Consider the following 12,487-nt stretch of genomic DNA (forward strand, 5'->3'; position numbering starts at 1 on the left):
TAGTTATAATGGCGGCTTGACCCCAAATGAATCTGAACGAAGATTTTGGAATACGTACAAGTCCGTGTCCAGTTTTACTTGACCACTACAGATACCAAATGACAATCCGTCATCTATGGTCACATCAGTCAAAATCTTAGTGCCTGCAATGACGCTTTTTGCTGCGGCAATGGCTTTAGGAGAAGACACACTGTCGCCAACGGGTAAGACATATAAAAACTGCACCTGACAGCTTTGGCCTAATACGGGGCCTAACCTTACCAATTCGTCAGTGACACTTTTATCTTGGTAGGTTTGGCTAACAAAAGAACCATGATTGGCGATATTACACCCTGCCAATAAAGCCGTACCGATTATCAACATGCTAGCTTTAGCCACTGCGGCAGTTTTTGTCATACTTGCCTCTTGAAAGTCATAGTTACTGATATTAGTGATATTGCTGATATACCCACATACCAGCGCTAATTTATAGCCACACTAACTTATTGCCACGATTTCAAATTCTGTTTGTTGCTGCATGACATTAAGCACGAACTCTTCACCTAATCGCCTGTTCATCATTGCTTTTCCAAGCGGAGATGCTGGAGTGACAACCATAAAACAATATTGATTGCATTCAACTTTCAGTCCACCAGCGCTAGGACCAATAAAATAAAAGTGACTTTTATCATTGTTATCTATCAACTCGATCAAACGCCCTAAAGCCACTTTGTCTGCTTTTGTGGGTAACGAAGCCATTGTTGTAAACATCGCCTCAAAAGCATCAATGTCAGCTTTACATTGAGCGACTCTCACAGACTGCCCGTGTGCTAGATATGACGCTTCTAAACCAAATGTTTCGTACTTACTTCTGGCGACACTCTCTTTACTCGTTGCTGTTTCATGCGCTCTTTTAGCTGCTGCAATCGCATTTTGATGCGTATTGTTCAACGCTTGCATAATTAACAATCTAATTTCTGTTATTGCTACCACTAAACCTAAGCCTGCTGTTACCTATAGCTGACAGCTTAACAAAATAAACTCTCTAAGCCTTAGGTTATTCTACTTAAATAGATACTTAATTCTTGAGTTTAAACAAAATATTGTTAACTTTAAGTAAACACATAAGCGTAAAAATCTTGATAGTCATTATTGGAGGGTTTTAGATGGCGTTACACATTTTAAATAGTGCTCCTCCCTACCATAAAGCTAACATTCATTGCTGCGCTAAAAAATCACGATTCAACAACGGCCACAAAGCGCCGTCGACAACGATAAAACACCTAAATAGAATCATCGCAACCACTGCCAGTTTATTACTCAGCCATTATTGTATGGCACAAGAACTAGAACCGCGCAGCTACACTAACATTCCTATTGGTATGCACTTTCTTGCTGCCGGAATAGTTCATTCTGAAGGGGATTTATCACCTGCTCCAAGCGCGCCGATCAGTAATGCGAACCTCAATATTGATGCGGGCGTTATAGGCTATGCCCATACTTTTGATTTAATGGGCGACTCATCTAAATTTGATATCGCTGCAAGTCGAGTCTGTTATCAAGGAGATGCCCAGCTTAACGGCGAAAAAGTCAGTGCCGATCGCTGCGGCTATGGTGACCCGACAATGCGGCTGACTTGGAATTTTTTTGGTGCGCCCGCCTTACAAGCAAAAGATTTTGCTAGCTGGAAGCAAGGGCTAGTGGTAGGCACCAGTTTACAGATAACCCTACCTTTAGGCAGCTACGATAAACACAAGCTGTTAAATTCAGGCAGTAACAGATGGGTGTTTAGGCCGGGTATTGGCTTATCTCATCGGTTAGGTAATTGGTATTACGACGTAATGGCTTCGGTTAGGTTTTACACCGACAATAAGCAATATCTGGTTGATACCCACTTACAACAAGACCCGCTATATACAGTGCAAGGTCACCTTATTTATAACCTTAATCGAGGACATTGGCTTTCATTGAATGCCAATTTATTTTTTGGCGGTGGAACCAGTAAAAATACCATTAACTCTCTTGATGAACAGCAAAACTCTCGGCTTGGCTTAACCTACTCTTTTCCCATAAATCAAAAAAATAGCATTAAGCTAAATGCCAGTACCGGCGTGATAACCGAGTTCGGAAACGATTTCAGTACCTTTGGTGCACTCTGGCAATATCGATTTTAGACAATAAAAAAGCTCAGCCTACGTAAGTAGCTGAGCTTTAGCCACACTCGCTTTATCTATTCGATAAAACCGTATTATTCTACCTCTTCAAAATACCAATAACCCGCATTAACCCACGCAGTGATAGTATCCATAACCTCTTGGTCGTTAAACCAATCGGCTAAATCAGCTTGCGATAATGTTTGCTGATCACATAAGGCTTGGATCAAGGTCGTTTTACCTTGGCTAAATTTGGCTTGTTCACCATTGATATACATCACGCCAGAATCAAGGCTATTCGCAAAGTATAAACAACGCAGGCCGCCTAAACGCACTAAAGGCTGCTCGCTAATAATGTCTGCAATATCTTCAGCTTAGAAGTCTAGAGCAACCTCAGGCAAATCCAATTCGCATTTAGATTGGGTTAGATAGCGACCACTAAATTCGCTAACAAGTTCGTCATCAAGCGTATCAACTAACTGCTGCTTTAATCGAGCTAAATCTTGTTCGCTGACTAAACCAGAATTGTGGCTAAGTGGGCGATCAGGATCGTTGATTTGACTTGCACCTAAGTCTTTATCAATCAGGTGATCGGCAAGTTCACTGACCATATCTTTAGTCGATGCAGTACGATAGCCCACTGAAAAACTCATTGACGGCTCAAGCGTGACACCATCATGTGGGAACCCTGGCGGTAGATATAAAATATCACCTGGCAGTAATTCAACATCAATAATCGGCTCGAAAGCTTCGGTATGCAATAGCGCTGGGTGCGCGGCAAACTCTTTATGCGGACCTAAATCCCCAACGCGCCAGCGACGACGACCAGAACCTTGGCAAATAAACACATCATAAAGGTCAATGTGCGGCCCTACTCCACCACCTGGTACCGCGTAGCTCACCATTACGTCATCTAAACGCCAGCGTGGAATAAAGTCAAAACACTTAAGTAGCTCTTCCGCTTCTGGAACCCAATTGTTTAACGCTTGAACAATTAAGGTCCAGTCGTTTTCACCAAGGTGATCGTAAGATTCAAATGGACCAAATTCTGCCTGCCAGTCACCTTTATCACGGTACACTCGGCGTGACTCAACCATCTCCTCACAAGCAAGACCAGCCATTTCATCGGGTGTTAGCAAGTCTTGAAAGTTTTTAAATCCTTGACGGATCACTAATGGTTTTTTTGCCAGTATTCATTAAGAAACTGCTCAGGCGTTAAGCCATTGATATCTAATTGCATGTTATTAACTCACTAAAATTTGGCGCGATCCTAGCAAATAAATGACAAAAAAAATCTCGGTGGGATCATGAAACATGCTTATTGTGTGCAGCAATTAAGAGGAAACCCTATAGGTAAGGTAATTTGATTGACTGTTATAGGTGGATCAATACAATATCGGACAAATAAACTATTGACCCAAAAAATTGACTCAAACTACTCACTCAACACAATCACGCCCTGCCGACACGGTAATTGTACTCGACTTTGAAACCACAGGTTTATCACCAACCCAAGGTGATAGAGCCATTGAAATTGGTGCCGTCATGCTAAAGGATGGCAAAGTGATTGATAGGTTTCAACAGCTTATGAATCCGGGATTCCGGGTTAGTAGCTTTATTGAAAACTACACAGGGATAAGTAATGAGATGTTGCTAGATGCTCAGTCATGCGAAACAGTAATGAGTGAGTTTGCAGACTTTATCGGTGATTACAATCTGGTTGCCCATAACGCATCATTTGACCAACGTTTTTTGGATGCCGAATTACGCCAAATTAACCGTCATTATTCAGGTCAATTTGCCTGTTCTATGTTGATTGCACGTCGGCTGTATCAAGATGCACCAAACCATAAGCTTGGCAGCTTAATTGAGTATAAAAATATCCAGCATGATGGTGTGTTTCACCGCGCTTTAGCCGATAGTGAAATGACCGCTGACCTTTGGTTGGCTATGCTTGAAGATCTGCAGCAAGATTTTCAATTGGTTAATCCTGACTTTAGTTTATTGCAAGCCATTGCGAAACAAAGCAAAGCTAACATAAACCAATATTTGCAGAAACAGAGATAAGCAGTTTCAAACTGCGGGAAATGAGTCGGCTTGCGTTAGCCGACTTCAGCTCTATTAATCAAGCCTGATTTAATCAAACCAGACTTAATCAAACCTGCGTAATTAAAACCTGCGTAATTAAAACCAGCTTAGAGACCAAGTTCGTTTAGTAAATCATCGGAGTCTAAACTGTCTTGTTGCTTAGTCGCCAATTTATCTTGTTTTCTCGCAGTACTATTAGTCGCTAGCAGCTGCCCGTGCTCCGCAAGTAGTTCATCTAGATCAAACTCGTCGTCTGCATCAAACTCACTCAATTTAATAAACTCGGTTTTATCCATAGCAAACTCAAGATAAAAAACGTGATTGCTTTGAGTTTTAAACGACACCCTTCTGGCAACGCCATCATCTAAATTGGTATCAATAGAGATGGTGAGCTCTTTATTAATGGTGAGCATTTTAGGCTGACTTTGGCTGATACTCGTCTGCAGCTCTTTACTGATTTTATTGATGAAGTCACCCAATATTTGGTTCATCAATTCACCCATCACATTACCGACTTCATCTGATGTGTGTGAGATAGCCAGTTCTTCTGCAGGCATTCCCATATTGAGCATATACTCACGATATATCTCTAACGCAGATTCAGCTGAAAAGTTGATCACCACCAACCCTGAGAACCCACCATCAAAAATAGAAAAGCAGCCTAAATCCGGCTTTAAACAGGTTTTGCTTATCGATTGCACCATGCCGGCATGAGAAACTTGGCTATGAGTCGTGCTTGAAAGAACATGAGAAACCGAATGGCATAACTTCAATAAGATATCATCAGTGGTAACAGACACTATGCTTTGCATAAATAAAACCTTTTCAAAAAAATCATCGCTATATTGCACCAGTATGTTAATAAAACATAGCAAAAGCTGTGATCAGCTAAATTATTCGGACAATTTGGTACTTTATACTCTACGAGTAGTTACCAAGACTCAACAGTTAGTTTGAAAAACCTATAAATCAAATCGATACAGAGCAATCAACTAACATTCATTAAAAACGCAGTTTAATGGTAGATGGTGCTAGTTAACATTTTAAAAATAAACATGAGGTTACTGTTTATATCGCCCTGTAAAAACGGTAGTTTTAGCCCATGTACTCGTAAACAAAATGATAACGACATGATAGCACTACTAAGAAAATTTACGATCTTACAACGGTTAATACTGATGCTTATGCTAGCCGCAATAGGAACCGTGTGTTTTGCCAGCTTTTCTATTAATGAACAGTACAATAATCTTGTCGCTCAAAAATGGATACAAAATGATGCGCAAATAAATACTTCTCTTAGTCTGATTGATGCACATAAAAAACGTGTAGAAAATCAGCAAATGACATTGTCAAACGCACAAGATGCTACGAGTTATTTATTTAACCAAATCCATTATGGAAACGATGGATACTTTATCATTTTAGATAAAAATCAAACCATTATCGCCCATGGCGCTCACCAAAGTAGCCTGTCAAAAAATGTCAGTACACTGATTCGTTCAAACGAAGCCGTTAATTTAGGTACCTTAATCGCCGAGTCTCAGAATAAACAAGTTGCTAAGGGGAAAATAAACTTTCCTAATCCAACCACTGGAAAAATGGAAGCTAAACTTGTAGAAGTTCATCAGTATCAACCATGGGGCTGGACTATCATTACCGGCAGCTACATGAGCGATGTAAGTAGTGTTATGTACTCGATGGCGGTTGACTACTTAATTATTATGCTGATGATTTCAATCCCTATTTTCTTATTTTTTGTGGTGTTAAATATCTCTATTACTGCGCCACTAAAAGAAGCCATTGCCGCGATGGAAGATATCGCTCAGGGTGAAGGCGACCTAACGCAAAAGTTGCCTACTACAGGTAAAGACGAAGTCGCAGATCTTGCCAAAGCATTTAACTTATTCGTGATAAAAATTAGAGATATGGTGGCTAAGCTTCAGCCAATAGGTACCAGCTTAGATCATGACGCCGCCCGACTTCTCAATGCCGCTGAAGAATCAAATAACAGTGTAGAACATTTACACCGTGAAACAGCCAGTGTTGCTACCGCAATAAATCAAATGCTATCAACAACCCATGAAATGGCCAATAACACGAATCAAGCGGCTGAAGCTGCAAACAGTGTAAGAAGCCAAGCCGAACAAAGCATGACAATGATGAATGCCACCCTAGACAATACTCAGCACCTTGCTGATGAGTTAAAAAACTCACAACAAGTCACCCATGCGTTAGGTCAGTCATCATCGCAAATTGGCGGCATTTTAGATGTTATTCGTGGTATTGCAGAGCAGACTAACCTTCTGGCGCTGAATGCGGCTATTGAAGCTGCGCGAGCCGGTGCCCATGGGCGCGGTTTTGCCGTGGTTGCTGATGAAGTCCGTGCACTTGCCACGCGAACTCAAGAATCAACAAATGAGATCCAAAATATCATTAAAGATATTCAGTCTGGTGTCAGTCAAGTTGTGACAAGTAATGAGCAAAACCAGCAGCAATCTCAGGAGGTTCAAACTCAAGCCGCTGAGGTCAACGACTCGTTAACTGATATCCTTGAACTCATTGCCCATATCAGTGATATGAATACCCAATTAGCAAGTGCAACAGAAGAGCAATCTCTGGTTACTGAAGAAATAAACCGTAACGTATGTTCAATTACAGAGTTAACTGAAGTTTCAGTTAAGGCAAATGAAAGTAACCATAACGCTGCAGTATCCTTACAAAAAATCAGTCAAGACTGTGCACATACTTTAAGTCAATTTAAGGTTGATTAAGCCACTTTATCTCTTTTCTGCTAATTGCTAGTAAAGCGCGATAAGTTGTTGCTTCTCGCGCTTAACAAAATCTGTGGTAAGCTAATTTTACTCAAAGGATTTTGATGAGAGTAAAAGACGTTATGGCAAGAATGACTTTAGCAGTTCACCCCGACCTTTATTCCATACACAGTTTCGCGCCAGATAGCGCGATTGATCCTGCTGTTTTTAGCCAATCAATGTTTTTTATCGGCAAAACCCACGACGAGCTATCGGTGGTCGTTCCAGCAGATTTAACCTTAAATAGCTTGGAACATGAAGAGGGCTGGCGCTGTTTAGAAGTCCTTGGGCCTCTTGGGTTTTCGATGACGGGGATCTTATCTAGCGTATCTGGCACGCTCGCAGATGAAAAAATCAGTATCTTTGCCATCTCAACATTCGATACAGATTATATTCTTGTCAAGAAAGACACTTTAGTTGCCGCAACCAAAGCATTAAAAAAGAAAAACTATCAAATTATTGATTATTAGCATAATTGCTCTTAGATTAGCCTAACGCATGTCAACAATCGTGACTATCGATAAAGAGCCACATCATTATGCATGAAAAAATTGTCACCATCACAGCGAAACACGGCATACATACTCGCCCTGCTGCCCTCTTGGTAAAAAAAGCCAAGTCTTTTGACTGTGATATTGTCGTGGAATGTGATGGTAAGCAAGCCAGTGCTAAGAGTTTATTTAAGCTGCAAACACTTGGTCTATATCAAGGGGTTACTGTAAAAGTCATTGCCCAAGGTGCACAAGCCGAGCAAGCTGTTGAAGAAGTGTCAGAATTACTCATTACGTTAAGTTAGGGGAGCATTATGTCAGTTACCGGGATTGTTGTGTCATCTGGCATCGCATTTGGACAAGCGCTGCACCTTAATTTACATCATCAAAAAATCGATTATCGACTCATACCTCAAACTAAGGTTGCGGCTGAAATCAGTACGCTTAATAAGGCGTTTAAGCAACAAACCCAATATCTACATCAATGTTTACAGCTTTTAGAAACAGGCTCTGAACACTTCGAGCTGATTGAAGCCGATCTGATGATATTGGAAGATGATGATTTGATTGAAGAGATTGCTCAAGCTATTCGTCAATTGCAAATTAGCGCTGCAGTGGCAATAGAGCGCATATTCTCTCATCAAAGTTCGGAGCTTGCCCAGCTCGATGACCCCTACTTAGCTAACCGTGCGCAAGATATATTGTGTTTAGCGAGCCGACTGATTGCACGGTTAAATGGCGCGCAGCATCTTGATTTAAGCCAACTTAAAGTCGATACCGTTATTTTTGCCCATGATCTAACGCCTGCTGAATTTGCGATGCTACCACTTGAGCATATTTCTGGTTTGGTACTTGAAACCGGCGGCATAACCAGTCATACCGCTATTTTAGCCCGCAGCGCAGGGATCCCCGCAGTATTAAGCTGTAAATATGATGCCAAGCAAATAGCCAATGGCACACCTGTGGTGCTAAATGCATTGCAGGGAGAGGTGATCATTGCGCCAACACAAGAGGTCAATTCCCAGCTCGAAGAATTAAAACAGCAAGACGAGCAACGAAAAAAACAATTGCTGACCCTAAGGGATCTCCCCGTTCAAACCAAAGATGGTCACAAAGTAGCCTTGTTAGCAAATGTGGGCAGTTTAAATGAAATCAGCCATTTAGCTGACGTCGGGGCTGAAGGCATTGGTTTATTCAGAACCGAATTTATGCTGATGAACACCCAGACCTTGCCAGATGAGAAAACTCAATACCAGTTTTATAGTGACTCATTGCATTTAATGTCAGGTAAAGTGTTTACCATTAGAACCTTAGATGTTGGCGCAGATAAAGAGCTGCCTTGTCTGCCCTCCATTATTGAAGACAACCCAGCACTTGGGCTGCGGGGAGTTCGCTATAGCTTAGCTAATCCCGAGCTATTTATGACCCAGGTTAAGGCGATTCTTCGCGCCGCCAATCACGGACCTGTGAGGCTGATGTTCCCGATGATCAACCAAGTCGAGGAGCTTGAGCAACTCTTTAGTTATATTGAGCAATGTAAAGCCAAGCTTATAGAAGAGGAAAAAGGATTTGGTGAGCTCAGTTACGGCATTGTGGTTGAAACCCCTGCTGCCGTATTGAATTTGGCGTCAATGCTACCCTATTTGGATTTTATCAGCATAGGCACAAACGATTTGTCGCAGTATACAATGGCAGCAGACCGCAGTAATCCGTCATTAACGATGCAATACCCTTCGTTAAGTCCAGCTGTGCTGCAACTCGTTAAAAATACAATTGAATTGGCTAAAAGTCACAAAATAACGGTTTCCCTTTGCGGCGAGCTTGCAAGTAGCCCTAAAGTTGCACCACTATTAGTGGGTATGGGAATTGATGAACTGAGTGTGAACTTGTCGTCAATTCTAGAAGTGAAATCAGCATTACGTGATATAAGTTATCAAAAGTGTCTAGCACTATCTAAACACGCGCTGACGTTAACCAGAATAAACGAATTAGATGATTATTTAAACGGCCAGTATTCATAATAAACAAGCCGTATTTATTACTTTTCATGAGATGCCAAAAGGGGCAATTAAATGGGATTTTTAAGCCGCATTAGACGACTCATTTCCGGACAAACAGATATAGCAGGCGTCATCAATGTTTACGCCCCCGTTTCTGGAAAAATCGTTGCTATAGAAAAAGTGCCCGATGCCGTTTTTTCAGAAAAAATTGTGGGTGATGGCTTGGCCATTGAACCTAAAGGGCATCAAATATTAGCGCCGATAGACGGCACTATAGGTAAAATTTTCGAAACCAACCATGCATTTAGTATTGAGTCTAACCAAGGTTTAGAGATATTTGTTCATTTTGGTATTGGGACAGTTGAATTGCGTGGTAATGGTTTTACTCGAATCGCTGAAGAAGGCCAAGAAGTCAAAATGGGCGATCCCATCGTTGAATTCGACTTAGCGTATTTAAAGGAACATGCTGATAGCCTTCTTACCCCCGTACTCATAGCTAACATGGAAGATATTCAAGCTTTAGAGAAAAAACAAGGTCACCTCGAAGCCGGAAAAGACGTCATATTCTCAGTTAAGCTTTAAACGCGTTACCTTCTTCAAAAGCCTAATATCTATTAGGCTTTTTATTATTTGCTAATAGTACAAATGAATTAGTCTCATGATTGCAACTATCTCAGCAATTGGTTCTTGAGCACAAACAAAAGCAATGCCACAATGCTTGCAGCTAAAAAATATAACTAGGAGTACCCTTTGACACTTTTCGGAATAAAGAATTGCGATACCGTACGTAAAGCACGTAAGTGGCTAGAAGCTAACCAGCTTGATGTTAAGTTCCATGATTTTCGCGAAGATGGACTAACCACTGAACAAATCGAGCAATGGGTAAGTGTCGTTGGCTGGGAAGCATTATTCAATAAACGCAGTACCAGTTTTAGAAACCTAACGGATACCGAAAAGAGCGACATTAACCAACAAAAAGCCATCGCATTAATGGCCCTTTATCCAACATTGATTAAACGCCCTGTATTGGTATTAGATACTCAAGTTCAGGTCGGCTTTAAAGAGGCAGATTACCAAAAGTGGTTTAATCTATGAGCGGCTTAAATGATTCAGCCGTGCTTACCCTAGCCCAAGATCTCATTTCACGCCCATCAGTCACGCCTCTAGATGAAGGCTGCCAACAACTAATGGCATCACGTCTTGCTGCCGCGGGTTTTGAAATTGAATCTATGGTGTTTGAAGACACCACCAATATGTGGGCTCGAAAAGGCACTCAATCGCCACTATTTTGCTTTGCTGGTCACACTGATGTGGTACCGGTGGGTGATTTAAATCGCTGGCATACTCCGCCATTTGACCCAGTTGTTATCGATGGTTACCTGCACGGTAGAGGCGCGGCGGATATGAAAGGCTCATTAGCAGCAATGCTGGTAGCGACTGAACGCTTTGTGGCAAAAAATCCTAACCACCAAGGCTCTATTGCATTTCTTATCACTAGCGATGAAGAAGGGCCTTTTATTAATGGCACGACTCGAGTTATTGATACCCTAGAAGCGCGCAATGAAAAAATTACTTGGTCGTTAGTTGGTGAGCCATCTTCTACTCATAAACTGGGCGATATTGTTAAAAATGGTCGTAGAGGCAGCCTTACTGGCAATTTAACAGTCAAAGGTATTCAAGGACATGTTGCCTACCCTCACCTAGCTGATAATCCAATTCATAAAGCAGCTCCAGCATTAGATGAATTGGCGAGAATGAAATGGGATAACGGTAACGAGTTTTTTCCGCCCACCAGCTTCCAAATTGCCAATATTAATGGCGGCACCGGCGCGTCAAATGTTATTCCTGGTGCACTCGAGGTCATGTTCAACTTCCGTTACTCTACAGAAGTTACCGCCGAGGTATTAATCGAGCGTGTACTCAATATTCTCGATGCCCATGGATTAGATTATGATATTGATTGGGTCTTTAACGGCTTACCCTTCTTAACCGGTGATGGTCCTTTATTGGAAGCGACTAAAGCAGCGATTAAGCGAGTAACCGGGACTGATACCGATCCTCAAACTTCTGGTGGCACATCTGATGGACGCTTTATCGCACCAACTGGTGCACAAGTAATTGAGCTTGGGCCGGTAAATGCCACCATTCATAAAGTTAATGAGTGCGTAAAAGTATCTGATCTAGAGCTACTTACAGACTGTTATGAAGCAATTTTGGAAAACTTACTTTGTCAGTAATCCAGAAGCAACTTTATGGCCTAGATGATCAACATTTGGTTGACTGTCTAGGCCATCAATTAGAAGAGCACACGGCAGCCGCTTTTCTTACGATGCAACAAGCCGCTTTACTTGATGGAATTGATCTACAAATTTGCTCCGGATTTCGTCATTTTGAAAGACAAATGCGAATTTGGAATGCTAAGGCTAGCGGCGAACGCGCCGTGCTAAACCGCCAGTCTAAAGCGATAACGATAGATAACCTTTCATCAGATGAATTGATCGAAACTATTCTTATATGGTCTGCTATTCCCGGTATGTCTCGTCATCACTGGGGAACAGATATCGATGTTTTTGATGGCAACAAGATAAATAAACAAGATCTTCAGTTAATTTCCCAAGAATATGAACAAGATGGTCCTTGTTTCGAACTCAGCCAGTGGTTAAACTGCAACGCCGAAAAACACGGGTTTTACCGACCTTTCCAACAAGGATTAAGCGGTGTTAGCCCAGAAGCCTGGCATTTAAGCTACTTTCCAGTTGCAGAACACTTGATGAATGCCTATGACGTTAGTCATGTCTGCGACATACTTAACGCATCTTCCGTATGCTTAAAGTCAGCAATTGTGGCACAAATTGACACGCTAGTTGCCGAATACGTTTATCGCGTAGCCCCTGTGCCTAAGTGCTAACGTGCTTTTTAGCAAAAATTGAACCCTATACTTCTTCACTTAATCGTGGATTTTATAC

At 41.6% G+C, this 12,487-nt stretch carries 13 protein-coding genes and 1 pseudogene; 10 read left to right on the plus strand and 4 right to left on the minus strand.

The window, feature by feature from the left end; all coding sequences use genetic code 11:
- Nucleotides 1-3 precede the first annotated feature (3 nt).
- Both L2748_RS11160 and L2748_RS11165 read right to left on the minus strand, forming a co-directional pair.
- Nucleotides 4-396 carry a hypothetical protein gene (locus tag L2748_RS11160; protein WP_248957703.1) on the minus strand — a complete coding sequence of 131 codons (393 nt, stop codon included), beginning with the start codon at nt 394-396 and terminating at the stop codon, nt 4-6.
- An 81-nt stretch (nt 397-477) separates the two neighbouring features.
- Nucleotides 478-939: a GreA/GreB family elongation factor gene (locus tag L2748_RS11165; protein WP_220781872.1), complete on the minus strand. Its 462-nt coding sequence runs from the start codon at nt 937-939 to the stop codon at nt 478-480.
- A 206-nt stretch (nt 940-1,145) separates the two neighbouring features.
- Here L2748_RS11165 and L2748_RS11170 point away from each other — a divergent pair, with 206 nt between their 5' ends.
- Nucleotides 1,146-2,153, plus strand: coding sequence for a transporter (locus L2748_RS11170; RefSeq protein WP_246616185.1), 1,008 nt, complete (start codon nt 1,146-1,148; stop codon nt 2,151-2,153).
- A 74-nt stretch (nt 2,154-2,227) separates the two neighbouring features.
- On the opposite strand, the pseudogene L2748_RS11175 reads toward L2748_RS11170, so the two are convergent.
- Nucleotides 2,228-3,372, minus strand: a pseudogene (locus tag L2748_RS11175) (ribosomal protein uL16 3-hydroxylase).
- Nucleotides 3,373-3,557: 185 nt separating this feature from the next.
- Between L2748_RS11175 and L2748_RS11180 the strand changes: the two are divergent.
- A complete protein-coding gene (locus L2748_RS11180; RefSeq protein ID WP_220781868.1) occupies nt 3,558-4,199 on the plus strand; it encodes a 3'-5' exonuclease in 642 nt (213 codons plus the stop codon).
- A gap of 128 nt (nt 4,200-4,327) precedes the next feature.
- On the opposite strand, the gene L2748_RS11185 is transcribed toward L2748_RS11180, so the two are convergent.
- A complete protein-coding gene (locus L2748_RS11185; protein WP_220781867.1) occupies nt 4,328-5,032 on the minus strand; it encodes a DUF3334 family protein in 705 nt (234 codons plus the stop codon).
- 318 nt (nt 5,033-5,350) lie between these two features.
- On the opposite strand from L2748_RS11185, the gene L2748_RS11190 reads away from it, so the two are divergent.
- The 8 genes from L2748_RS11190 (at nt 5,351) to L2748_RS11225 (ending at nt 12,429) form a co-directional block, all read left to right on the plus strand.
- Nucleotides 5,351-6,991 (plus strand): methyl-accepting chemotaxis protein, encoded by a 1,641-nt coding sequence (locus tag L2748_RS11190; protein WP_220781866.1) that lies wholly within the window; start codon nt 5,351-5,353, stop codon nt 6,989-6,991.
- A gap of 122 nt (nt 6,992-7,113) precedes the next feature.
- Entirely contained in the window at nt 7,114-7,500 is a 387-nt protein-coding gene (locus L2748_RS11195) for an ACT domain-containing protein (protein WP_220781870.1), read from the plus strand.
- Between the two features lie 68 nt (nt 7,501-7,568).
- A complete protein-coding gene (locus L2748_RS11200; RefSeq protein ID WP_220781865.1) occupies nt 7,569-7,826 on the plus strand; it encodes an HPr family phosphocarrier protein in 258 nt (85 codons plus the stop codon).
- A gap of 9 nt (nt 7,827-7,835) precedes the next feature.
- Nucleotides 7,836-9,542, plus strand: coding sequence for a phosphoenolpyruvate--protein phosphotransferase (gene ptsP / locus L2748_RS11205; protein ID WP_220781864.1), 1,707 nt, complete (start codon nt 7,836-7,838; stop codon nt 9,540-9,542).
- A gap of 51 nt (nt 9,543-9,593) precedes the next feature.
- Nucleotides 9,594-10,103 carry a PTS glucose transporter subunit IIA gene (gene crr, locus L2748_RS11210; protein ID WP_220781863.1) on the plus strand — a complete coding sequence of 170 codons (510 nt, stop codon included), beginning with the start codon at nt 9,594-9,596 and terminating at the stop codon, nt 10,101-10,103.
- A 168-nt stretch (nt 10,104-10,271) separates the two neighbouring features.
- Entirely contained in the window at nt 10,272-10,616 is a 345-nt protein-coding gene (locus tag L2748_RS11215) for an ArsC family reductase (RefSeq protein WP_220781862.1), read from the plus strand.
- Entirely contained in the window at nt 10,613-11,758 is a 1,146-nt protein-coding gene (gene dapE, locus L2748_RS11220) for a succinyl-diaminopimelate desuccinylase (RefSeq protein WP_220781861.1), read from the plus strand. The genes L2748_RS11215 and dapE overlap by 4 nt, the downstream gene beginning before the upstream one ends.
- Nucleotides 11,749-12,429, plus strand: a complete 681-nt coding sequence (locus tag L2748_RS11225) for a M15 family metallopeptidase (protein ID WP_246616184.1) — start codon at nt 11,749-11,751, stop codon at nt 12,427-12,429. The genes dapE and L2748_RS11225 overlap by 10 nt, the downstream gene beginning before the upstream one ends.
- Nucleotides 12,430-12,487 lie beyond the last annotated feature (58 nt).

It is taken from the genome of Shewanella sairae (assembly GCF_023283535.1).
Lineage (GTDB): Bacteria > Pseudomonadota > Gammaproteobacteria > Enterobacterales > Shewanellaceae > Shewanella > Shewanella sairae.